The sequence below is a fragment of the Kitasatospora sp. NPDC034023 genome (assembly GCF_055575795.1).
Window position 1 is genome coordinate 35,005 of sequence record NZ_JBVIRY010000023.1, and the last position, 22,701, is coordinate 57,705.

Here is a 22,701-nt window from a genome sequence, read left to right on the forward strand (position 1 = left end):
ACGCCCGGCGGCCACACAGCCGCCCGGGCCAGGCGAATTCGGCCACCCGTTATCTTGGTCGCGTGTCCTCATACTCCCCCGCCGTGACCTCTCCTCCCTCGCCCGCCGCGAGCAGATCCGGCGACAGCTCCAGCCGTCCGGGCCGCCTGCTGTTCCGGCGGACCTGGTGGACCGCGTTCATCGGGTTCTTCCTGGTCTGCGCGGGCTGGGCCCTCGCCTCGCCGTACGACGCGAGCCCGGACGAGCGGGAGCACATCATCCGCGCGGTCGGGGTGGCCCGGGGCGAGTTCGCGCCCAAGCCCGAGGCGGCCGGCGGCGGCATCGGCGCCTTCCAGCACGTGCCGGCCTCGATCGTCCGGGACAACTGCTGGTGGTTCGACCCCACCAAGTCGGCGGCCTGCGCCAAGGCGCCCGGCGGTGCGGACCAGCAGATCGAGCGGGTGGCCACCAGGGCCGGCCGGTACAATCCCGTCTACTACGCGCTCGTCGGCTGGCCGATGGCCCTCTGGCCGAACTGGCTGGGCCTCACCCTGGCCCGGCTGATCAGCGCGGGCCTGGTCTCGGCGCTGCTCGCCTGCGCCGCGCACAGCCTCGTCGCCTGGACCAGGCACCGGATCGCGGCGGCCGGGCTGCTGGTCGCGGTCACCCCGATCACCGCGCACCTGGCGGGCTCGATCAACCCCAACGGCATCGAGATCGCGGCCGGCGTGGCCCTGGTCGCGGCCCTCATCCCGACCATGCTGGACCCGGACCAGCCGCTGCGCCGCGCGGCCATGGTGCAGATCGGGATCGCCGGCTCGGTGCTCATGACGGTCCGCGCGCTCGGTCCGCTCTGGTGTGCGGCGGTCCTCGGGATCATGCTGATCCCGGCCAAGCGGGAACGGCTGAAGCAGCTGCTGCGCTTCCGGCCGGCCTGGTGGGCGGCCGGCACGCTGTTCGCCACCGGCGCCGCGGGGGCGCTGTGGACCGTGGTCATGAAGGCCTCGGAGCTGATGCCCGTCCAGGTGCCGCCCGGCATCACGGTGCCCAAGGCGATCCGGCACGAGGTGGTCGTGCGCTGGCCCGACTACTTCACCGAAGTGATCGGCGTCCCGTCCTGGCTCGACACGCACCTACCCGGCACCGCCTACTACCTCTGGTACCTGGCCATCGGCTGCCTGGTGCTGCCCGCGCTCGCCTTCGGCGCGTGGAGCGACCGCTGGCGGGTGCTCGCGTTCTTCCTGGCCCCGTTCGCGGTGATCACGCTCTCGGACGCGATCTCGGCGCACAAGGTCGGCTTCGTCGGCCAGGGCCGGTACCTGCTGCCCGTCGCCGTCGGGGTCCCGCTGCTCGCGGCCTTCGTCCTCGGACGGCGCGGCGTCCTCGAAGGAGCCCGGTCGGCCTCGCTGGTCCGCACGGTCGCGCTGGTGGTGCTGCCGCTGCAGCTGGCCTTCCTGGGGTACACCATGATCCGCTGGCAGGCCGGCATCGGCACCGCCGTGGACTACACGCCGCTCAACCCGCTGGCCGGCACCTGGCACCCGCCGGCGGGCTCGGCCACCGCGCTGCTGACCGCCGCGGCCGGCTGCGTGGTGCTCGGGATCTGGGCGTGGACCAGCACCGGCCGCCGGGCCGGGGCCGCCCCGGAGGAGCGGCCGGCCGCGGTCAGCGCTTCCTGAAGACCCACAGTTTGAGGAGGACGAACCGGGCCACGGTGGCGAGACCGTTCGCCACCACGAGCCCGGTCACCTCCACCACGCGGGACGCGTGCGGCACCGCCACGCCGAGCAGCGCCAGGGCACCGCTGCTGAGGCCGAGCCCGATCAGGAACGCGACCGCGCCCTGGAGCTGGTGGCGCACCGCGCCGTCCGAGCCGGTGATGCCGAAGGTGAAGCGGCGGTTGGCCGCGGTGTTGGCCACCGCGCTGACGGCCAGCGCGACCAGGTTGGCCACCTGCGACGAGGTGACCGGGCGCAGGGCGACGAACAGCGCCAGGTAGAAGAGGGTGCTCAGCACCCCGATGACCAGGAAGGACGGCAGCTGCCGCCGGACCGATCGCGGTCCGGCGGTTTTTGCGTCGGGCTCGTCCCGGTGCTCGTGCCCGCCGTGTCCGCCGTGTTCGTCGTGTCCGTCGCGGTTCGCGGAGAGGATCTCGTTCACTCGCCCGTACCGTACCGCTCCGGCTCCTCGGCCGAGTCGTAGCCGACGAAGTAGGCGGGCCGTGCCTGGACCGCCGAGTAGATCCGGCCGACGTACTCGCCGAGCAGTCCGACGCAGACCAGCTGGACGGCGCCGATGAACAGCATCCCTATGAAGAGCGAGGACCAGCCGGGCACGGTGGAGCCGACCGCGTACGCGACCGTGGTGTAGAGCGCCAGCGCGATGCAGACCAGGAAGCTGAACAGCCCGAGCCAGGTGGCCAGCCGCAGCGGGGACGCCGAGAAGTTGGTGACGCTGTCCAGCGCCAGCCGGACCATCTTGGACAGCGGGTAGTGGGTGCTGCCCGCGACCCGCTCCTCGCGTACGTAGACCACCTCGCCGCTGGGGAAGCCCAGCCACGGCACCAGCAGCCGGTAGACCGGCTGGTGCTCGGGCATCGCCTTCAGCGCGTTCACCGCGGCCCGGCTGAGCAGCCGGTAGTCGCCGGCCTGGGTGGGCATCCGCTTGCCGACCAGCTTGCGCATCAGCCAGTAGTAGGCCCCGGCGGTGTGCCGCTTGAAGAAGGTGTCGGTGCCGCGGTCGCCGCGGACGCCGTAGACGATGTCGAGGCCCTGCTCGCGGGCGAGCTCCAGCATCTCGGGGATCTTCTCCGGCGGGTCCTGCAGGTCGGCGTCGATGGAGACGACGTAGTCGCCGAAGGCGCGGTGGATGCCGGCGGTGAGGGCGGCCTGGTGCCCGGAGTTGCGGGCGAAGCGGACGATGCGGAACTCCGGCCAGTCCTGGCGGATCTTCTGCATCAGCACCGGTGTCGCGTCGGTGCTGCCGTCGTCGACCCCGACCACCTCGTAGGCCACGTCGAGCCCGTCGAGGATCGGCCGCAGCCGCTCGACGGTCAGCGGGAGCGCCTCCTGCTCGTTGTAGATCGGCATCACGACCGACAACAGCGGTGCCGTAGACATGCGTTGGTCCCACTTTCCGCGACGGCGGGGCTGGTTTGTGGCCCGACCATAACAGTCTGCGATGAGCGGCCGGTGAAAGGAGGCGCGCTCCGGTGAGGTGCCCGTGAAACGTCGAAGGGCCCCGCGCACCGTGCGGTGCGCGGGGCCCTTCGGCAGACTCAGCCTGTACGAGGCAGGCAGGTCAGAGCATCAATTACTTGATGATCTTGGTGACCTGGCCGGCGCCGACGGTGCGGCCACCCTCACGGATGGCGAACTTCAGGCCCTCCTCCATGGCGATCGGCTGGATCAGCGCGACCGTCATGGCGGTGTTGTCGCCCGGCATGACCATCTCGGTGCCCTCGGGGAGGGTCACGACGCCGGTCACGTCCGTGGTACGGAAGTAGAACTGCGGGCGGTAGTTGTTGAAGAAGGGGGTGTGACGGCCACCCTCGTCCTTCGACAGGATGTAGGACTGGGCCTCGAAGTCGGTGTGCGGCGTGACCGAACCCGGCTTGATGATGACCTGGCCGCGCTCGACGTCCTCGCGCTTGATGCCACGGAGCAGCAGACCGACGTTCTCACCGGCCTGGCCCTCGTCGAGCAGCTTGCGGAACATCTCGATGCCGGTGACCGTGGTGGTGGTCTTGGTCTCCTTGATGCCGATGATGTCGACAGTCTCGTTGACCTTGAGGATGCCACGCTCGATACGACCGGTGACGACGGTGCCACGACCGGTGATCGTGAAGACGTCCTCGATCGGCATCAGGAACGGCTGGTCCACGGCGCGGGCCGGGGTCGGGATGCTCTCGTCGACGGCGTGCATCAGGCCGAGGAGCTTCTCGCCCCACTCCTTGTCGCCCTCCAGCGCCTTCAGCGCGGAGACGCGGACGACCGGCAGGTCGTCGCCCGGGAACTCGTACTCGGAGAGGAGCTCACGGACCTCGAGCTCGACGAGCTCCAGGATCTCCTCGTCGTCCACCATGTCGGCCTTGTTCAGGGCGACGACGATGTAGGGGACGCCGACCTGGCGGGCCAGGAGGACGTGCTCCTTGGTCTGCGGCATCGGGCCGTCGGTGGCGGCGACGACGAGGATCGCACCGTCCATCTGGGCCGCACCGGTGATCATGTTCTTGATGTAGTCCGCGTGACCCGGGCAGTCGACGTGGGCGTAGTGACGCGCCTCGGTCTGGTACTCGACGTGCGCGATCGAGATGGTGATACCGCGCTGCCGCTCCTCCGGCGCCTTGTCGATCTGGTCGAACGGCGTGAAGGGGTTGATCTCCGGGTACGCGTCGTGCAGCACCTTGGTGATGGCCGCGGTAAGGGTCGTCTTACCGTGGTCAATGTGACCGATGGTGCCGATGTTGACGTGGGGCTTCGTCCGCTCGAACTTCGCCTTCGCCACTGCAGTCCTCCTGAGGACAGTTCTGTACGCCGTGCTGACGTCAGTTGGTCTTGGTCGGGATTGGGCCCGGGTGCCGTAGGCACCGCGCGCCGTCCCGCGGGGTGGGGGCCGGAGGCCCCGGGAGAATCCGTCCGGATCCTCCCGGGTCGCCTCCTAATAGCCTAAGGGGTCGGAATCATCCCGAATATCGGGATGTCACTCACCCTTGGACTTGGCGATGATCTCCTCAGCCACGGCCTTGGGGACCTCGGCGTACGAGTCGAACTGCATCGAGTAGCTCGCGCGACCAGAGGTCTTGCTGCGCAGGTCACCGACGTAGCCGAACATCTCGGAGAGGGGCACCAGCGCCGAGACGACGCGGGCACCGTGACGCTCGTCCATGGACCGGATCTGGCCACGGCGAGAGTTGATGTCACCGATCACGTCGCCCATGTAGTCCTCGGGCGTGGTGACCTCGACGGCCATCATCGGCTCGAGGATGACCGGCTTGGCCTTCCTCGCGCCTTCCTTGAAGGCCATCGAACCGGCGATCTTGAACGCCAGCTCGGAGGAGTCGACGTCGTGCGACTGACCGTCGAGCAGCTTCACGCGGACACCCTGCAGCGGGTAGCCGGCGAGAACACCGAACTCCATGGCCTCCTGGCAACCGGCGTCGACCGACGGGATGTACTCCCGCGGGACGCGGCCACCGGTGACCATGTTGACGAACTCGTAGCCCTCGGCCTTCTCGAGCGGCTCGATCGCGATCTGCACCTTGGCGAACTGACCGGAACCACCGGTCTGCTTCTTGTGGGTGTAGTCGATGCGCTCGACGGCCGCACGGATCGTCTCGCGGTACGCGACCTGCGGCTTGCCGACGTTGGCCTCGACCTTGAACTCACGCTTCATACGGTCGACCAGCACCTCGAGGTGCAGCTCGCCCATACCCGCGATGATGGTCTGGCCGGTCTCCTCGTCCGTGTTGACCTGGAAGGACGGGTCCTCCTCGGCGAGACGCTGGATGGCAACACCCAGCTTCTCCTGGTCACCCTTGGACTTGGGCTCGATGGCGACGCGGATAACCGGGGCCGGGAAGTCCATGGACTCCAGGATGACCGGGTTCTTCTCGTCGGCCAGCGTCTCACCGGTGGTGGTCTGCTTCAGGCCCATGACGGCGACGATGTCGCCGGCGCCCACCGACTCGATCTCCTCACGCTTGTTGGCGTGCATGCGGTAGATCTTGCCGATGCGCTCCTTCTTGCCCTTCACGGCGTTCAGCACCGAGGTGCCGGACTCCAGGCGGCCGGAGTAGATCCGGACGAAGGTGAGCTTGCCCAGGTGCGGGTCGGACATGATCTTGAACGCCAGCGCGGCCAGCGGCTCGTCGTCCGAAGCCTTGCGGGAGATCTTGGTCTCCGGGTCGTTCGGCTTCGTGCCCTCGATGGACTCGATGTCCAGCGGCGACGGCAGGTACTTGACGACGGCGTCGAGCAGGGGCTGAACACCCTTGTTCTTGAACGCGGTGCCACAGAAGATCGGCGTGAAGGCCGACTCGAGGGTGCCCTTGCGGATCGCCTCGTAGAGGAGCTCCTCGGGGACGTCCTCGCCCTCCATGGCGAGCATCATCACGTCATCGCTGACGTTCGACACCTCGTCCAGGAGCATCTCGCGGTACTCGTTCGCCTGGTCCACCAGGTCGGCCGGGATGTCGACGACGTCGTACATCTCGCCCTTGGCGGCCTCGGCGGACCAGACCAGCGCCTTCATGCGGACCAGGTCGACAACGCCCTGGAAGTCCGACTCGGCACCGATCGGGAGCTGCATGACCAGCGGGGTCGCGCCGAGGCGGTCCACGATGGTCTTGACGCAGAAGAAGAAGTTCGCGCCCGTGCGGTCCAGCTTGTTGATGAAGCAGATGCGCGGAACGCCGTAGCGGTCAGCCTGCCGCCACACGGTCTCGGACTGGGGCTCGACACCGGCAACACCGTCGAACACCGTCACGGCACCGTCGAGGACGCGCAGCGAACGCTCCACCTCGACGGTGAAGTCGACGTGACCCGGGGTGTCGATGATGTTGATGGTGTGATCGGCATCGTCGACGGTCCAGTGACAGGTCGTCGCGGCCGACGTGATCGTGATGCCGCGCTCCTGCTCCTGCTCCATCCAGTCCATGGTGGCAGCGCCATCGTGGACCTCACCGATCTTGTACGACACACCGGTGTAGAACAGGATCCGCTCGGTGGTGGTGGTCTTGCCCGCGTCGATGTGCGCCATGATCCCGATGTTGCGGACCTTGGCGAGGTCAAGGGAGGTTGCAGCCATGGTGGCTCGTTCTCTCTCTGTCTAGTGACGGGGTAGGGACTACCAGCGGTAGTGCGCGAAGGCCTTGTTGGACTCGGCCATCTTGTGGGTGTCCTCGCGACGCTTCACGGAAGCGCCCAGACCGTTGCTGGCGTCGAGGATCTCGTTCATCAGACGCTCGGTCATGGTCTTCTCGCGACGGGCGCGGGAGTAACCGACCATCCAGCGCAGCGCCAGGGTGCTGGCGCGGCCCGGGCGGACCTCGACCGGAACCTGGTAGGTCGCGCCACCGACACGGCGGGACTTGACCTCGAGGGCCGGCTTCACGTTCTCCAGCGCGCGCTTCAGCGCGACGACCGGGTCGGCGCCGGTCTTCTCACGAACGCCCTCGAGGGCGCCGTAGACGATCCGCTCGGCGGTGGAGCGCTTGCCGTGCAGCAGGATCTTGTTGACCAGCTGGGTGACGACCGGGGAGCCGTAAACCGGGTCGATGATGACCGGGCGCTTCGGGGCGGGGCCCTTACGAGGCATTCTTACTTCTCCTTCTTGGCGCCGTAGCGGCTGCGAGCCTGCTTGCGGTTCTTGACACCCTGGGTGTCAAGCGAACCGCGGATGATCTTGTAGCGGACACCAGGAAGGTCCTTCACACGACCACCGCGCACCAGCACGATGGAGTGCTCCTGCAGGTTGTGGCCCTCGCCCGGAATGTAAGCGGTGACCTCGATCCCGCTGGTGAGGCGCACACGGGCGACCTTACGAAGCGCCGAGTTCGGCTTCTTCGGGGTGGTCGTGTACACACGCGTGCAGACCCCACGGCGCTGCGGGGAACCCTTCAGCGCGGGAGTCTTGTTCTTCTCGACCTTGTCCTGCCGGCCCTTTCGGACCAGCTGCTGGATCGTAGGCACCGTTTCTCCGTTTTCTGTGTGCCAAGGCTTGGTGGAACTAACCTGCGGTGTCTCCCTCGCACACAACCCCGTGGTCGACCCACGCGGTCGGGTGTGTTGGGCTTTTCCGACACGGAATCCCATGGCTGATGTACAGCGACGGCGCTCTACGCGCGGGGCGCTGTAAGACGCTCCGGCTCGGCGCGGCGACCGGTGTGCATGCACGCACAAGGACCCGGGGACACCCCAGGCACAAGGTCAGAGCGTACCTAGCGCATGGGGCTCGGTCAAAACAAATGCAACGCCGCAGGTCGCCGCCTTCGGCCGAGCGTCACGCGGGTGTCCCGCACGTGACCGCCCGGTGTCGGGCCACCTCCACCCGCTCTACCACAGTCGTCCGCTCTGTGCCACCCACGCGCCGACGGAGCGCAGCGACGGAGACCCACCCGCCACCGGAGCGCAGCGACGGAGAGCCACGTGACGGAGCGCAGCGCCACCACGCCGCAGCACCGGTCGGCCGACCCTAGGCGATGCCGGCGAGGACCAGCAGGGCCCAGAACGCGGTGCCCATGTAGCCGAGGACCAGGCCGAGGACGGCCGCCCAGTCACCGTCCATGTTGCGGTCGCGGATCTGGGACCGGGCGATGTGGCCGGTGATCACCGCGGGCAGCACCGGCAGCGCCAGAAAGCCGGTCAGGCCGCACACCAGGGACACCACCGCCAGCACGTTGGTGGGGCGGGCCTGCGGGGGCGGGGGCGGGGCGGGCAGGAATGTGGCCGGAACCGGTGTGGCGACCGTGGCCGGCGTCACCATCGGGCCGGCCGGCAGGTCGGCCACCAGCGCGGCCAGCTGGCCGTAGGTCTGCGCCGCGACCACGGCCTCGTGGCGCTGCTCGTACTCCTCGACGGAGAGCCGGCCCTCGGCGAACGCGGCCTTCAGCACGTCGACCGTCCGGTCGCGGTCCGCGTGGCCCGCCCGCATCGCGGCCTGCGGGGACGGCGCCTGCGGGGACGGGGCCTGCTGCCAGCCGACGACCGGCCGGTGGCCGTAGCCCTGCCCGTGGCCGTAGCCCTGCCCGTAGCCCTGCTGGCGGCCCTGGCCGTGCTTGTGGCCGGGACCGGGTTCGCCCCACGGTTGAACGGACATCCGCCACCTCCCGGTACCGCGGCACCCCCGCGCACCCTCACTGGTCCTCATAGTGCAGGACGAACAGGGGAACTGAGTAGTTGCCGATTCGGCCCAGTAGACGTCGGGAATGGGATTCAGGGCGGCGCGGCTCACCCGTTCGGCGGACACGCTCAGGGAATCCTCAACTCGGGCGACAGCCCGTTCGGGCAGTGCCAGGCTGAACCCCGGGAGTCCGGCCACCACGAACTCCGGCCACCACGAGCAGAGAAGGCCGCCATGCAGGCGTCATCACCGCCCTCCTCCGACCACCCCGAACCGGGCACCCCGTCCGCCGTCAGCATCCGAGGGCTGTGGAAGCACTTCGGCACCCAGGCCGCCGTGGCCGGGCTGAGCCTGGAACTGCCGGCGGGCTCGTTCATCGGCCTGGTCGGCCCGAACGGCGCCGGCAAGACCACCACGCTGTCGATGGTCACCGGACTGCTGCGGCCCGACCAGGGCACCGTCCTGGTGCACGGCACCGACGTGTGGGCGGACCCGGTCACGGTCAAGGCGCGGATCGGCATCCTGCCCGAGGGCCTGCGGATGTTCGAGCGGCTCAGCGGACGCGAACTGCTGCAGTACACCGGGCGGCTGCGCGGCCTGCCCGGCGCCGAGGTGGACCGCCGCGCCGAGGAACTGCTGACCGTCCTGGACCTCGGCCGGGACGCCGACAAGCTGGTCGCCGACTACTCCACCGGCATGCGCAAGAAGATCGGCCTGGCCGCCGCGCTGCTGCACAACCCCGACGTGCTGTTCCTGGACGAGCCCTTCGAGGGCGTCGACCCGGTCTCCGCCCAGACCATCCGCGGCGTGCTCAAGCGGTACGCGGCGGCCGGTTCCACGGTCGTCTTCTCCAGCCACGTGATGGAGCTGGTCGAGCAGCTCTGCGACTGGGTCGCGGTGGTCAACGCGGGCCGGGTGATCGCCCAGGGCCCGCTGGACTCGGTGCGGGGCGGGCGCAGCCTGCACGAGGCCTTCCTCGACCTGATCGGCGTCCGCGAGGACGACGGGCAGGCGCTCGGCTGGCTCGGGGGCACCCAGTGAGCACCGCCGCCGTCCGCACCCCCGTCCCCGTCCCCGACGGGCGGACGGTGGTCCGCGCCCTGGTCGCGCTCAAGCTGCGGCTGCTGCGCAACGGGCTGCGGCGCAGCCCCGGCCGAACCGCCGTCTTCGTGATCGGCGGCGTCGTGGGCCTGGCCTTCGCGGGTGGCATCGCCGTCGCCCTGGCCGCGCTGAACGGGCACTTCGCGGGCTCCGGGGACGCCGGCGTGATGCTGCTCGGCGTGCTGACCCTGGGCTGGGCCGCGCTGCCGCTCTTCCTGTTCTCCAGCGACGAGAGCGCCGACCCGACCCGGCTCACCATGCTGCCGCTGCGGCCCGGCCCGCTGCTGCGCGGCTCGCTGCTGGCCGCGCTGATCGGGCCCGGGCCGCTGATCAACCTGGTGCTGGTGACCGGCGCGGTACTGGCCGGCGCCGGCGGCGGGGCCTCGGCCGCGGTCGCCGTGGTCGGCGTGCCGCTCGCGGTGCTCTGCCTGGTCACGCTCTCCCGGGCGGTCGCGGCCGGCAACGCCCGGATGCTCTCCAGCCGTCGCGGCAAGGACTTCGCGATCTTCGGCGGGCTGGCCTTCGCGCTCCTGATCCAGGCCGCCAACGTCGGTTCGCAGAGCGTCTTCGGTCGCCCCGGCGACGACCTCGACCTCGGTCCGCTGAAGCCGATCGCCTCCGTGCTGCGCTGGATCCCGCCGATCAGCGCCGCCGACGCGCCGCGCACCGCCGCCGAGGGCCGGTACGGGCTCGCGCTCCTGCAGCTCGCCGCGGCCGGCGTGCTGCTGGCGCTGCTGCTGCGTTGGTGGCGCGGCAGCCTGCAGGAACTCATGGTCACCGCCGACTCCTCCACCCTGGAGGTGGCGCGCGGGGTGCAGCGCTCGCGCGGCTGGGGCTTCCTGCCCCAGGGCCGGGCCGGCGCGGTGATGCAGCGCCACCTGCGGTACGCCTGGCGCGAACCGCGGGCCAAGGCCGCGCTGTTCACCAGCATCGGCATGACGGTGGTGATCTGCGTGCTGTCGATGGTCCAGGGCTGGGCGAGCGTGTACCTGCTCGCGATGACCGGGATGTTCCTCGGACTGCAGATGCTCAACCTGTTCGGCATGGACGGCTCGGCGTTCTGGATGGTCGCCGCCACCCTGCGCACCCCGGCCGACGCCCGCGACGAGCTGCGCGGCCGGGCGTACGCGGTGCTGTCCTACGCGATCCCGGTGACGGGGGTGCTCGGGCTGGCACTGGCGGGCGTCACCGACACGTGGGCGGACCTGCCGGCCGCGCTCGGCCTGGCCTTCGCACTGCTCGGCTGCGGGGTGGCGCTCGGCGCGATGTTCAGCGTGCTGGTGCCGTACGCCATGCCCGCCGACAACAACCCGATGCGCAATGCCGCCCCCGGCCAGAGCGGGCTGGTCATGCTCAACTCGTTCGGCTCGATGTTCGGCGTCGCACTGCTCGCCCTGCCGGTCGGCGGCTACCTCGGCTGGGCGCTGACCTCGGACGGGCCGAGCTGGCCGGTCCTGCTGATCGGCCCGCTGTACGGCGCCCTGGTCGCCGTCCTCGGCGTACGGATGGCGGCCACCCGGCTGCTGGAGCGCATCCCGGAGATCCTGGCCAAGGCCGTCCAGCGCTGAGCCGAACCGTTTCCTCCGACGCCCGGTCCCGTCCTGGGGCCGGGCGCCGCTGCCTGCTCCCCCGCCCCTCCCCGCCGTCCTCCGCAGTCGTCCGTCCCGGTCGTCGGTGCGGGCTCCGGCATCATGGGCAGGAGGAACAGGGCCGTCGAGGAGAGCAGGGACACACCGTGGGCAAGGGCGCGCAGCAGGGCGGAGACGCCGGGCCGCTACTGGAGCAGGCGGTGCGGGCGGTGCTGACGGCCCCCGAGGAGCGGCTGGACCTCGCGCTGGACACCGGGGCGTCGCTGCTGGCCGCCTCGGCCGGGCAGTGGCCGGCGGTCAGCCGGGCCCTGCTGGGGTACGCGGACACCGCCGTCGGCCGCTGCTGGTCCGCCGGGTGGCGCCCGGCCGACCTGGCGCGGGTGGTGCGGCGCGGGCTGAAGCCCGTCCACCTGGCCCTCGCGGTGGACCTGATCGCCGCCGAGGACCGCCGCCACCCCGCGGCGGCGCTCGACCGGCGCTGGCAGGAGCAGCTGCGCGAGCTGGAGGTCGAGGCCTGGTGGTCCGGCGACGAGCAGTACCTGGGGGCGTTCGCCCAGCGGCACCGGCTGGACCGCTTCGCGCTCGCCACCGCCGTCCTGGAGCTGCTGCGCACCTGGGGCCGGCTGCCGCCGATCGCCCCGGTGGGACCGGCTCCCGGGCAGACGGTGCGGCCGCAGCACGTCGGGTCGCGGCAGTCGGGGCCGCGGCACTCGGGGTCGGAGCGTCCCGGTTCCTTGGCCGGCGAGCCGCGGATGCTGGCCCGGATCCGGGCGCTGCTGGCCAAGGCCGAGTCCACCGAGTACCCGGAGGAGGCCGAGGCGCTGACCGCCAAGGCCCAGCAGCTGATGGCCCAGCACAGCATCGACGAGGCGCTGCTGGCCGCCGCCGGTGCGGACCGGGACGCCCCGGCGGCGCTGCGGATCGGGGTGGACAACCCGTACGAGGGCCCCAAGACGATGCTGCTGGACGCGGTCGCGGTGGCCAACCGGTGCCGGGTGGTGTGGGCGAAGGAGTTCGGCTTCTGCACCGTGGTCGGCTTCGACGGCGACCTGGACGGCGTCGAGCTGCTCTACACCTCGCTGCTGGTGCAGGCCACCCACGCGCTCAACAAGGCGGGCTCCCGCCGGGACTCGCGCAGCAAGGCGTTCCGGCACTCCTTCCTGGTCGCGTACGCGGCGCGGATCCGCGAGCGGCTGACCGCCGCCACCGAGCGGACCACCAGCGCCGCCGCGGCCGGCCGGCACCTGCGCGAGGACGGCACCGAGGAGCAGCTGCTGCCGGACGAGCGGCTGCTGCCCGCGCTCGCCGCCCGCTCGGAGGCGGTGGACGAGGAGATCGGCCGACTGTTCCCGAAGCTGGTCTCGCAGCGGGTCCGGGTCAGCGACGGCAAGGGCTGGGCGGCCGGACGGGCCGCCGCCGACCGGGCCGCGCTACACGGGCGCGCCGGGGAGATCCGTCGGTAGCACCGCACCGAGACCTGGTAGAACGTATTCCGCCACGAACGAAGGGGGATTCGACGTGACGGAGCCGGCTGCCGAGTCGGGGTATCGGGACCGGGTGCGCGGAGCGCTGCTCGGCGGGGCCATCGGCGATGCGTTGGGCTGGCCGGTGGAGTTCCAGCAGCTCCACCAGATCCAGGGCCACTACGGGCCGGCGGGCGTGACCTCCCTGCCGGGCGGTCCCGGGCCGGTCGAGGTCACCGACGACACCCAGATGACGCTGTTCACCGCCGAGGGCCTGATCCGCGGTTTCGTCCGCGGCTGGACGGGCGGCGGAGGCTCGGTGCCGGAGGCCGTCCACGGCGCCTACCGGCGCTGGCTGCTGACGCAGTACCAGCCCGCGCCGGACACCGTGCCGCAGCCCCGCCCGTACGACGGCTGGCTGCTGCGGCAGCCCTTCCTGTACGCGCGGCGGGCGCCGGGCAACGCCTGTCTGAGCGGGGTGTCCGAGCACCCGGTGTTCGAGGCACCGTCCGTGATCGGGCGGCCGGGGCCGATCAACCCGGGTTCCAAGGGCTGCGGCACGGTGATGCGCTCGGCGCCGTTCGGGCTGGCCCGGCTGGGCGTCGAGCAGTCCTTCGGGCTGGCCGTGCAGTGCGCCCAGCTCACCCACGGGCACCCGACCGGCTACCTCGCGGCGGGCGCCTTCGCGGCGCTGATCGAGCGGCTCGCGAACGGGACGGAGCCGTGGGCGGCGGTCGGCGAGACCGTGGAGCAGATCCGCGAGCTGCCGGGCTCCAAGGAGACCGTTCAGGCGCTGGCCCGGGCGGTGCGGGTCGCCCAGGAGTCCGAGCCCGCGGCGGAGGCGGTGGAGCGGGTCGGGCTCGGCTGGATCGCCGAGGAGTGCCTGGCCATCGCGGTGTACTCGCTGCTGGCGGCCACCCTCGACCCCGACCCGGTGCGCACCGCGCTGCTGCTGTCGGTGAACCACTCCGGGGACAGCGACTCGACCGGCGCGGTCTGCGGCAACCTGGTCGGGGCCGCGTACGGCGCCTCGGCACTGCCCGCCGAGTGGGCCGGGGCGGTGGAGGGGCGGGCCGAGCTGCGGCAGGTCGCGGACGACCTGCTGGTGCTGTTCGGCAGCCGCGACCCGCTCCACCCGGGGCTCGGCGGGCGCTACCCGGCCTGGTAGGGGCGCCTCCCTGGCGGGTTCCCTCCCCGGTACGGGTCCCTCAGCGTGCCTGCGGATCGGTGACCTGGCCGAGGAACAGCGGCCGCCCGCCCTGGGTGTCCCGGATCAGGAACAGGAACGGCCGGTCGATGTGCAGTTGGACGGGCTGGTCCGGGGCCGGCGCGGCCGCTCCGGCGATCCCGACGCCGCTGCCGGCCGCCGCGACCGTGCCGTCCTCGTCGACCTCGACGGTGGCCTTCTGCACCACCGTGCTGACGGCGAGCGGATCCTTGGCGATGCCGCTGAGGTCGGCCCCGTCGAAGAGCGACTTCACGCCGAGCGAGCGCAGCGCGGAGGTGAGCTCGTTGGACGTGTCGAAGTGGAAGCGCGGAAGCTGCAGGTCGACGTGCCGCTCGGCGAGGGCACCGAGGATCCGGTCGAGCTGGGGCTGGTCCAGGCCCTTGGTGAAGGCCGCGAAGCCGCCCTGCGCGGGGACGATCAGGTCCATCGCCAACCCGCCGCCCGCGTACGGGAGTTCGACGGCCTGCCAGGGCTCGCCGACGATCCCGCCGGAGCCGTCGGCGTACTTGAACCCGCCGGTCTGACTCATCGAGGGGACGGCCGGGGCGGAACCGTCGAGCTTGTGGAACGGGCGGTCGGCGGTCTGCGAGGGCTTGAACGCGGAGGCCCACTTGGCCTTGAGGTAGAGCGCGTCGGTGAGCACCAGCCGGGTGTCCGCGGTGATCGCGTTCGGGGCGAAGAGGTCCTTGATCCGGCCCTCGGTGGCCTTCTCCACGGCCGCGTTGACGGCCTTGCGGGAGCCCTCCGGATCCTTGGCGAAGTCGGCGGGGTGCACGCCGGCGTCGAACGCGGCGGCGAGGGTGGCCAGGTAGTCCGGTGAGACGGCGAGGCCCCGCTGGGCCCAGAGGTCGTCGCTCTGGCGCAGGGTGAGCCCGTTGCCGGAGGGTGCCTGGCGGTTCAGCGCACCGATGGCGAGGGCGTACTGCTGCGGGGTGAGCTCGGTGTGCAGGGCCTTGGCGAGTTCGTCGGCGGTGGTGCCCCGGGTGCCGGGCAGCAGCATGGCGAGCACGGTGGCCAGGCCGGACGGGGAGACCACGAGGTTGCGGCCGGCGTCGTCGGGCCGCGTGGTGAGGGTGTGCAGGAGATCGAGGCCGAAGGCGTCGGTGGCGGTCGCGGTCGCGGTCAGCTGGGCCGGGTCGACCGGGGGCCGGCTGGCGGGCGCCGAGGCCCTGAGCTCCGCGGGCGCGGCCGCCCCGCTGCTGCCACAGCCGGCGAGCAGCGGTGCGGCGAGCGCGGCGGCGAGGAGCAGCGCCGCCGGGCGGCGCGGTGGACGACGGGTTCCGGTGCTGCGGTTCGTCATGGCCCTTCGACGCGCCGCCCCGCCGACCGGTTCCGCTCGCCCCGCCGAGCGGCCCTGCGCGAACGCCGCCGCCCGGCCCTGGATGGACCCCGCCGAGCGGCCCTGCGCGAACGCCGCCGCCCGGCCCTGGATGGACCCCGCCGAGCAGCCCTGGGTGGACCCGCCGCCCGGCCCTGGGTGGACCCCGCCGAGCAGCCCTGGGTGGACCCGCCGCCCGGCCCTGGGTGGACCCCGCCGAGCGGCCCTTGGTGGACCCCGCCGCCCGGCTCCGCTCAGTCCCAGAGCGCGCCGAGCTCCAGCAGTTCGTCCCGGTGCTCGATCCGCTCCACCCAGTCGGCCGGCCAGGCCGTCTCGCCGTGGTGGGCGCCCGCGAAGGCGCCGGTCAGGCAGGCGAGGGAGTCGGAGTCGCCGCTGGAGTAGGCGGCCCGGCGGACGGCGGCCACGGGGTCGTCCGGCAGCAGCAGGAAGCAGAGCAGGCCGGTGCCGAAGGCCTCCTCGGCGACCCAGCCCTCGCCGGTGGCCAGGCAGGGGTCGGCCTCCGGGTCGGGGGCGGCGAGCGCGGCCTCCAGCTGGTCGAGGACGGCGAGGCAGTCGTCCCAGCCGCGGGCGATGACGGCCTGCGGCGAGGCGCCGTACCAGAGCGCGGCAAGGTCGCCGAGCCAGAACTCGTCGTACCGCTCCCGGCTCGCCAGCGCGTACGCCCGCAGCGCCGCGGGCAGGCCGGCCGGCGGCACGCCCTCGGCGAGCTTGCGGACGGCGTACGCGGTGAGGTCACTGGCGGCGAGCGCGGTGGGGTGGCCGTGGGTGAGCGCGGACTGCAGCTGGGCGGCGCCGGAGAGCTGCCGGGCGTCCAGCTCGCGGATCAGCCCGATCGGGGCGACCCGCATGTTGGCGCCGCAGCCCTTGGAGCCGACGTCGCTCGCCTGCTGCCAGCGGTACTCGGCGTGGCTGAGCCGCTCGCAGGAGCGCAGGCAGGTCATGCCCGGGGCGCGGTTGTTCTCCGGGGAGCGCCACCAGTCGACGAACTCCTCGCGAACCGGCCGTTCCAGCCGTAGGGGCGTGAGGGGCCCGCGCGCCAGGGCGGTGCGCAGGCCGCGGCCGAGGGCGAGCGTCATCTGGGTGTCGTCGGTGACCAAGGCCTTGTCGGGCAGCGGGAGTTGCCGCCAGTCCGGATGGTCGGCGGCGATCGCCTCGACGGTCTTGAACTCCGTCACCCGGCCGATCGCGTCGCCGATCGCCAGCCCCAGCAGCGCCCCCGTCGCCTTGCCCACGGCCGCTCCCCCCTCTTCTCCGTCTGTCTGTCCGTCTGCCCGGCTGTCCGTCAGACCTCGACCAGTAGTTCCCTGAGCCCCCGGATCACGTACCCCGGGTTCCACTCGGGCTCGCGGACCAGCCGCAGGCCCGGGGCCCGGCGCAGCAGGGTGCCGTAGGACTCGGTGAGCTCCAGTCTGGCAAGCGGGGCGCCGAGACAGAAGTGGATTCCGGCACCGAAGGTGATGTGCGGGTTGTCGGCGCGGCCGAGGTCGAGCCGGTCGGGGTCGGCGAAGCGCTCGGGGTCGCGGTTGGCGGAGCCGAAGAGCAGGGCGACCTCGGAGCCGCGCGGGATGGTGACGCCGCGGACCTCGATGTCCTCCAGGACCCAGCGCTCGAACATCTGCAGCGGGGTGTCCCAGCGCATCAGTTCCTCGATCGCGGTGGGCAGCAGCTCGTCCACCGCGCCGCGTAGCCGGGCGAGCTCCTCGGGGTGGCGGAAGAGCGCCCACCAGCCGTTGCCGGTGGTGTTGACGGTCGCCTCGTGGCCGGCGTTGAGCAGCAGCACGCAGGTGGAGATCATCTCCTGCTCGCTCAGCGCGTCGGAGCCCTCCTGGGCCTGGATGAGCGCGCTGATCAGGTCCTCGCCCGGGTTCACCCGGCGTTCGCGGATCAGGGCGCGCAGGTAGTCGGAGAACTCGATGCTCGCGGTGACGGCCCGGCGGGCGGCCTCCTCGGTCGGGTTGAGCTCGAACATCCCGGTGATGTCGGCGGACCACGGCCGCAGCAGGTGCCGGTCGCCCGCCGGGACGCCGAGCATCTCGGCGATCACGGCGACCGGCAGCGGCTCGGCGACGGTGGCGATCAGGTCGCCGCCGCCGGCCGCGAGCAGGTCGTCGACGAGCTCGCCGGCCAGGCGCCGGACGGTCGGGCGCAGGCCCTCGACCATGCGCGGGGTGAAGGCCTTGGAGACGAGCCGGCGGATCCGGGTGTGGTCGGGCGCCTCCAGGTCGAGCAGCCCGTGGTCGTTCAGGGTGTGGAAGGGCTCGTGCGCCGGGTCGGGCCCGGGGCGGCCGAACTCCGCGTGGCTGAAGCGGTGGGTGTAGGTGCGGCCGAGCCGTCGGTCGCGCAGCAGCGCGCTGACGTCCTCGTGGCGCGCGACGAGCCACTGGTTCGTCGGCTCGAAGTACGTCACCGGCGCGTGGTCGCGCAGTTCGGCGTACGCGTCGTACGGGTGGGCCACGAACGCCGCCGACCAGGGGTCGAACTTCGCCGTCGTCGTCATCGGTCGATCACTCCAGGCCGTGAGGGGAAGCCGGAAGGATCATCGTACGCACGCGGTACGTCCGATTTAAGACCCTTCCGGCTTCAGACCCTTCCGCCTTGAGACCCTTCCGCCTTCAGGCCCTTCGGGCTGCCCGCCACCCCTCACGCCCGCTCACTCACCAGCCGCCGCACCAGCTCGGGCAGCGCCTCCGAGATCGGCTCCCGGATCACCTCGTCCGCCGCCTCGTCGTACGGCGTGGGCTCGCCGTTCACGATGATCAGCTTCGCCCCGGCCTCCACCGCGCTGTACGGCAGCGCCGCCACCGGGAACACCTGCAGGCTGGTGCCGACCGCGATGAAGACGTCGCAGCCGCGGGCGATCGACTCGGCCTGGCCGAGCACCTCCGGGTCCAGGTTCTCGCCGAACATCACCGTGCGCGGCTTGAGGATCCCCCCGCACTCCCGGCAGGCCGGGTCCGGCTCGCCTGCCTCGACCCGCGCCAGCGCGTCGGCCATCGGCGCGACCACCCGGCAGCGCAGGCACTGCGTCTCCCGTGCGGTGCCGTGCAGTTCGAGCACCTTGCGGGCGGGCAGCCCGGCCGCCTGGTGCAGCCCGTCCACGTTCTGGGTGAGCACCCGCAGCGGCAGCCCGGAGCGCTCCAGGTCGACCAGCGCCCGGTGCCCGGCGTTCGGCTCGGCGGCCAGCGCGCCCGTCTCCAGCCGCAGCAGCCAGGACCGCCGCCGGACCTCCGGGTCGTCCCGGTACGGCCCGATGGTGACCAGCTCCTGCGCCGCCGGGTCCTTCTGCCACAGGCCCTGCGGGCCGCGGTAGTCGGGGATGCCGGAGTCGGTCGAGATGCCCGCGCCGGTGAGCACGGCGATCAGGGGGCGCTTCGCGTTCATGGACCGGACGGTACGGCCACCGGCCCGGGCACGGCCACCGAAATTCCGGGTGCTCCGCGCCGTGAGCCGACGGGCGGCGCGCGGAGGTCAGACCAGCACCGGCCGCGGCGCGACGGCCGGACGGACGAGCGGGGCCAGCGCCACCAGGTAGCAGGCGGCGGCGAGCGGGATGAAGGCCAGGTCGGCCCCCGAAGCGAGCGTGCCGAGCAGCACCAGCACCGGGCTCCACCAGCGCAGCGCCCGGGAGCGGCCGGCCGCGGCGGCGGTCAGCAGCGCCAGCAGGCCGACGTAGAAGAGCAGCGGGCCGACCTGGTAGACGGCCGGCAGCACACCCGGGACGTCCTGCACCCGGCCGAAGAGCCGCGACTGCTCGCCCTTGTCCGCCGCCGCGAGGCCGACGACCAGGTCGATCCCGATCTGCACCAGCGAGCAGAGCAGCCCCGCGAAGGCCGTCCCCAGCGCTGTCCCGGCCGCGATCCGCCCGGCCGTGCCGCGTGGGGCGAGCTGTCGGCGCAGGGCGAGGAAGACCGGGGCGAACAGCAGCAGCCCGGCCAGCATCGCGGTGTGACCGGCCGTCCAGCCGAGGCCCGGCTCGCGGGAGCCCGGGACCAGGCGGATGCCGCCGTAGAGCGCCATCAGGGCGGGGGCGCCGACGACGGCGTACGGGGTGAGGCGGGTGAGACGGGTGGCGCGAGTGGCGTTCATCTGACGATCTCTCCAGCGGTGTGGTCCGTTTCCGACACCCCAGAGCCTCCCGGCCCAGGCCCTCGTCCCGGATCGCCCGCACCGGCGAACTCCCCGCCTCCCCCGCACGAGGGAGGCACCCCGGCCGAGCCCGCCGTGGCGGAGCCCGTCAGGACTCCCCCACCACCACCGCCCCCGCCTCGTAGGCGAACACCACCGCGTGCACCCGGTCCCGCAGCCCGAGCTTGCTCAGCACATTGCTGACATGCGTCTTCACCGTGTGCTCGCTGACCACCAGCTCGGCCGCGATCTCGGCGTTGGACAGCCCGCGCGCGATCAGCCGCAGCGTCTCCTGCTCGCGCAGGGTCAGCTGCTCCAGCAGCTTGGAGGGCGGCCGCACCGCCCGTTCCGGCGCCCCCGGCCGGCGGGCGGCGAACTCGCCGATCAGCCGCCTGGTCACCGAGGGCGCGAGCAGCGCTTCCCCCGAGGCGACCATCCGCACCCCGTGCGCCAGGTCGTCCCGCCGGACGTCCTTGAGCAGGAAGCCGCTGGCGCCCGCGTACAGCGCGTCGAAGACGTAGTCGTCGATGTCGAAGGTGGTCAGCATGATCACCTTGGTGGACGGGAACTCGGCGCACACCCGGCGGGCCGCCTCCAGCCCGTCCATCACCGGCATCCGGACGTCCAGCAGCAGCACGTCGGGGCCGTGCTCACGCACCGCCTCGACGGCCTCGGCGCCGTCGGCCGCCTCGGCCACCACCTCGATGTCCGGCTGCGCGTCCAGGATCATCCCGAACCCGGCCCGCACCAGCTCCTGGTCGTCCGCGACGACCACCCGAATCGGCGTCATCCGCCCACCCCCTCCACCGTTCCGCCCGCCCCCAGCGGCAGCCGGGCGCTCACCAGGAAACCCCTGCCCTCCGGCCCCGGACCGGCCTCGGCCCGCCCGCCGCAGGCCGCCGCCCGCTCCCGGATACCGACCAGCCCGCGCCCGCCGGACCAGCCGACCACCGTACGGCCGGCCGTCGGCGGCACCCCGCGGCCGTTGTCGGAGACCACGACCTCCAGCACGTCCCCGGCCTGCCGCACCCGGATCGCGGCCCGGTCGGCCCCGGCGTGCTTGACCGTGTTGGTCAGCGCCTCCTGCACGATCCGGTAGGCCGCGGCCTGCACGTCGGCGGGCGCCGTGCGCAGCCCGTCGGCCAGTTCGAGCTCCACCGCCAGCCCGGCCTGGCGCACCCGCTCGGCCACGTCGGCGAGTTCGGCCAGCCGGGGCTGCGGCGCCAGCTCCGGGCCGACCCCTTCCTCCTTCAACACCCCGAGCACGCGACGCAGTTGGACCATCGCGTCGCGCCCCGCGTCGGCGATGGTGTCGAACGCGCGGATCGCCCGGTCCGGGTTGCTGCGCACCACCACCGGCCCGGCCTCGGCCTGGATCACCATCAGCGAGACCGCGTGCGCCAGGATGTCGTGCATTTCCCGGGCGATCCTGGCCCGCTCCTGCGCCACCGCCCGGCCGGCCTCGCTGGCCGCCCGCTCACCGGCCTCCCGGGCACGTTCCGCCTGCACCCGGGCCAGCTCCCGCTGGGCGCGCACCAGCGAGCCGAACACGAACGAGCCGACGGAGGTGATCAGGCTGAACAGCGCGCCGTTGGGCGAGTGGGTGCCGATCACGTTGCCGACCACCGTCGCCGCCAGCACCGTCCAGCGCGCCCGGTCCGAGCACCGCTCGGCGACCGTGTAGAGGCCGATCACCCCGGCCAGCGGGACCTGCGGGTTCGCCGAGTGCGCCAGCAGCGACAGCGCGACGAAGGCCACACTGCTCGCCGCCAGCGCGGTCAGCGGCGCCCGGCGCCGCCAGGGCAGCGGCAGCGCGGTGGACACGGCCACCAGGTAGACCCACCACGGCCAGGCCGTGTCGTCGTTGTAGACCGCCCAGATCGAGATCCCGGCCGACACCACCGCCAGCAGCGAGTCCTGCACGTACGGACTCAGCCCGGCCGGCCGGTTCAGCCGGCCCGAAGCACGATCCACCCCGGCACCTCCCCCGTAACCGGGGACACCGCCCCCGCGGAGAAGATCATGCCCTACCGGCAGTACCTCCGGAACGGCCCGGTCAGGCACCGCTGACCGTCACACCGCCGGTCTCCGCCCGCGCGGTGATGGTGCGCGCCGCTCCCGGCTGCGAGGGGATGCTCACGTCCACCCCGCCGACCGACGCCTTCGCGTCCACCGCGTACGCCTGCCCGCCCGGCACCTGCACCCGCACCCCGCCGTTCGAGGTCTTCGCCTCCACCTTCGACGGCGCGGCGGCGAAGTCGGCCCGCACCCCGCCGTTCACCGCGGTCAGCTTCACCTGCGGGGAGGTCAGCCCGCTGGCCTCGACCCCGCCGTTCTTCACGTCGGCCTCCGCCTCGCCGGCCAGCCCGTTCAGCTTGATGCCGCCGTTGGTCTCCTTCACCCGCACCTTGGTCCCGGCCGGCACGTGCACGGTGTACCCGATGCCGCAGTGGTCGCAGTCGTACGTCAGCCGGAGCACGCCGTCCTTCACCTCGTGCGTGCTCTTCGGCGCGTCCCCCCTGTAGTTCTGGTTCTCGACCACGTGCACGGTGTCACCGGCGCCGGTCACCACCACGCCGCCGTTCTCCCCCTCGACCACCAGCTCCCTGACCGGCTCGGCCACCCCGTACTCGACCGTCCGGTGCTCCTGGTCGTCCCCGATCGGCAGGCAGCCCGACATCCCGACCAGCACCCCCGCCGTGATCGCCACCGCGCCCAGTACCCGCTTCATCCCCGGCCCCCTTCGAAAGCCCCGTCACCCGACACCGAGAAGCCTTCCGCACCCGACCGTTCCCACGCCTCCCTCCCGGGAGCGGTTCCCCCGTCTCCCCCGCACGGGCGAGGAGCTCCTCCGGGAATGCCGAAGGGCCCGGAGGCAAATGCCTCCGGGCCCTTCGAACGAGTAGCGGGGACAGGATTTGAACCTGCGACCTCTGGGTTATGAGCCCAGCGAGCTACCGAGCTGCTCCACCCCGCGTCGGTAAACACGACCTTACGCGACTTCGACCAAAAGACCTAATCGCTTTCCCTCCGGGG

At 72.2% G+C, this 22,701-nt stretch carries 20 protein-coding genes and 1 tRNA gene; 5 read left to right on the forward strand and 16 right to left on the reverse strand.

The annotated features are described in order from the left end of the window. Positions 1-83 precede the first annotated feature (83 nt). Entirely contained in the window at positions 84-1,658 is a 1,575-nt protein-coding gene (locus ACZ52R_RS27475) for a DUF2142 domain-containing protein (RefSeq protein ID WP_360494971.1), read from the forward strand. Here the strand turns inward: ACZ52R_RS27475 and ACZ52R_RS27480 are convergent. The 7 genes from ACZ52R_RS27480 to ACZ52R_RS27510 form a co-directional block, all read right to left on the reverse strand. Further along, positions 1,645-2,139, reverse strand: coding sequence for a GtrA family protein (locus tag ACZ52R_RS27480; protein ID WP_360494968.1), 495 nt, complete (start codon positions 2,137-2,139; stop codon positions 1,645-1,647). The genes ACZ52R_RS27475 and ACZ52R_RS27480 overlap by 14 nt on opposite strands. Continuing rightward, complete coding sequence (locus tag ACZ52R_RS27485; protein WP_360494965.1) at positions 2,136-3,098, reverse strand: glycosyltransferase family 2 protein; 963 nt, start codon at positions 3,096-3,098, stop codon at positions 2,136-2,138. The genes ACZ52R_RS27480 and ACZ52R_RS27485 overlap by 4 nt, the downstream gene beginning before the upstream one ends. Before the next feature lie 193 nt (positions 3,099-3,291). Beyond that, on the reverse strand, positions 3,292-4,485 hold the full coding sequence (gene tuf / locus ACZ52R_RS27490; protein WP_031063092.1) for an elongation factor Tu: 1,194 nt from the start codon (positions 4,483-4,485) through the stop codon (positions 3,292-3,294). A 195-nt stretch (positions 4,486-4,680) separates the two neighbouring features. Then, the gene (fusA, locus tag ACZ52R_RS27495) at positions 4,681-6,786 is read right to left on the reverse strand and encodes an elongation factor G (protein ID WP_360494962.1); all 2,106 of its coding nucleotides are present in this window, start codon (positions 6,784-6,786) and stop codon (positions 4,681-4,683) included. A gap of 39 nt (positions 6,787-6,825) precedes the next feature. Continuing rightward, positions 6,826-7,296, reverse strand: a complete 471-nt coding sequence (gene rpsG / locus ACZ52R_RS27500) for a 30S ribosomal protein S7 (protein WP_188306747.1) — start codon at positions 7,294-7,296, stop codon at positions 6,826-6,828. Positions 7,297-7,298: 2 nt separating this feature from the next. Continuing rightward, a complete protein-coding gene (gene rpsL, locus ACZ52R_RS27505; protein ID WP_014144289.1) occupies positions 7,299-7,670 on the reverse strand; it encodes a 30S ribosomal protein S12 in 372 nt (123 codons plus the stop codon). A gap of 502 nt (positions 7,671-8,172) precedes the next feature. Continuing rightward, positions 8,173-8,796: a DUF1707 and DUF4190 domain-containing protein gene (locus tag ACZ52R_RS27510; RefSeq protein WP_465616155.1), complete on the reverse strand. Its 624-nt coding sequence runs from the start codon at positions 8,794-8,796 to the stop codon at positions 8,173-8,175. Positions 8,797-9,054: 258 nt separating this feature from the next. On the opposite strand from ACZ52R_RS27510, the gene ACZ52R_RS27515 reads away from it, so the two are divergent. From ACZ52R_RS27515 to ACZ52R_RS27530, 4 genes are all read left to right on the forward strand, one after another. After that, entirely contained in the window at positions 9,055-9,861 is an 807-nt protein-coding gene (locus ACZ52R_RS27515) for an ABC transporter ATP-binding protein (RefSeq protein ID WP_360494956.1), read from the forward strand. After that, positions 9,858-11,489 carry a transporter gene (locus tag ACZ52R_RS27520; protein WP_465754339.1) on the forward strand — a complete coding sequence of 544 codons (1,632 nt, stop codon included), beginning with the start codon at positions 9,858-9,860 and terminating at the stop codon, positions 11,487-11,489. Before ACZ52R_RS27515 ends, ACZ52R_RS27520 begins: the two co-directional genes overlap by 4 nt. Positions 11,490-11,656: 167 nt before the next feature. Next, complete coding sequence (locus ACZ52R_RS27525) at positions 11,657-12,973, forward strand: DUF2786 domain-containing protein (RefSeq protein WP_465616149.1); 1,317 nt, start codon at positions 11,657-11,659, stop codon at positions 12,971-12,973. 55 nt (positions 12,974-13,028) lie between these two features. Continuing rightward, the gene (locus tag ACZ52R_RS27530; protein WP_465616147.1) at positions 13,029-14,141 is read left to right on the forward strand and encodes an ADP-ribosylglycohydrolase family protein; all 1,113 of its coding nucleotides are present in this window, start codon (positions 13,029-13,031) and stop codon (positions 14,139-14,141) included. A gap of 40 nt (positions 14,142-14,181) precedes the next feature. Here the strand turns inward: ACZ52R_RS27530 and ACZ52R_RS27535 are convergent, their stop codons facing one another. From ACZ52R_RS27535 to ACZ52R_RS27575, 9 genes are all read right to left on the reverse strand, one after another. Beyond that, positions 14,182-15,501 carry a serpin family protein gene (locus ACZ52R_RS27535; protein WP_465616146.1) on the reverse strand — a complete coding sequence of 440 codons (1,320 nt, stop codon included), beginning with the start codon at positions 15,499-15,501 and terminating at the stop codon, positions 14,182-14,184. A gap of 272 nt (positions 15,502-15,773) precedes the next feature. Continuing rightward, positions 15,774-16,772, reverse strand: coding sequence for an ADP-ribosylglycohydrolase family protein (locus ACZ52R_RS27540; protein WP_465754340.1), 999 nt, complete (start codon positions 16,770-16,772; stop codon positions 15,774-15,776). A 50-nt stretch (positions 16,773-16,822) separates the two neighbouring features. Further along, complete coding sequence (locus tag ACZ52R_RS27545) at positions 16,823-18,037, reverse strand: cytochrome P450 (RefSeq protein ID WP_465616142.1); 1,215 nt, start codon at positions 18,035-18,037, stop codon at positions 16,823-16,825. Positions 18,038-18,180: 143 nt separating this feature from the next. After that, the gene (locus ACZ52R_RS27550; protein ID WP_360494936.1) at positions 18,181-18,921 is read right to left on the reverse strand and encodes an SIR2 family NAD-dependent protein deacylase; all 741 of its coding nucleotides are present in this window, start codon (positions 18,919-18,921) and stop codon (positions 18,181-18,183) included. An 87-nt stretch (positions 18,922-19,008) separates the two neighbouring features. Beyond that, positions 19,009-19,626 (reverse strand): hypothetical protein, encoded by a 618-nt coding sequence (locus tag ACZ52R_RS27555; protein ID WP_465754341.1) that lies wholly within the window; start codon positions 19,624-19,626, stop codon positions 19,009-19,011. A gap of 148 nt (positions 19,627-19,774) precedes the next feature. Beyond that, entirely contained in the window at positions 19,775-20,455 is a 681-nt protein-coding gene (locus tag ACZ52R_RS27560) for a response regulator transcription factor (protein WP_360494930.1), read from the reverse strand. After that, the gene (locus ACZ52R_RS27565) at positions 20,452-21,639 is read right to left on the reverse strand and encodes a sensor histidine kinase (protein WP_465754342.1); all 1,188 of its coding nucleotides are present in this window, start codon (positions 21,637-21,639) and stop codon (positions 20,452-20,454) included. The genes ACZ52R_RS27560 and ACZ52R_RS27565 overlap by 4 nt, the downstream gene beginning before the upstream one ends. An 82-nt stretch (positions 21,640-21,721) precedes the next feature. Beyond that, the gene (locus tag ACZ52R_RS27570; protein ID WP_465754343.1) at positions 21,722-22,396 is read right to left on the reverse strand and encodes a DUF4097 family beta strand repeat-containing protein; all 675 of its coding nucleotides are present in this window, start codon (positions 22,394-22,396) and stop codon (positions 21,722-21,724) included. A 172-nt stretch (positions 22,397-22,568) separates the two neighbouring features. Continuing rightward, positions 22,569-22,642: transfer RNA gene (locus ACZ52R_RS27575), tRNA-Met, on the reverse strand. Positions 22,643-22,701: the final 59 nt, after the last annotated feature.